Source organism: Cobetia sp. SIMBA_158 (assembly GCF_046566945.1).
Classification (GTDB): domain Bacteria; phylum Pseudomonadota; class Gammaproteobacteria; order Pseudomonadales; family Halomonadaceae; genus Cobetia; species Cobetia amphilecti.
Genome location: NZ_JAWJYL010001055.1, coordinates 1 through 237 on the forward strand (window position 1 = coordinate 1; position 237 = coordinate 237).

1 protein-coding gene is annotated in these 237 nt (G+C 62.0%); it reads right to left on the minus strand.

The annotated features are described in order from the left end of the window. A partial coding sequence (locus R2R70_RS23035) for a hypothetical protein (RefSeq protein ID WP_410979351.1) occupies window positions 1-117 on the minus strand: 117 nt, incomplete at its 3' end. Between the last annotated feature and the right edge of the window lie 120 nt (window positions 118-237).

A 237-nucleotide genomic window follows, 5' to 3' on the forward strand; every position in this document is an offset into this window, starting at 1 on the left:
ATCGGGCTGGTCGTGCATGGCCAGTGTCTGGCCGCCCAGTTGTTCGCTGATCTTGAGGGCGGGATTGACGCTATCCGTGCCGAAGGGCTCGAAGCCGCAGAGTAGCAGACGACGCATGATGCAATTCCTTGGCTGGCATCGATCACCGCGGGTCACTGCTGGCGGTGATCGATGCGCGGGTAAGAGTGGGAGAGCAGAAGGCCAGCAGCAGCATCAGGCTGATGTTGGCGGCCAGCA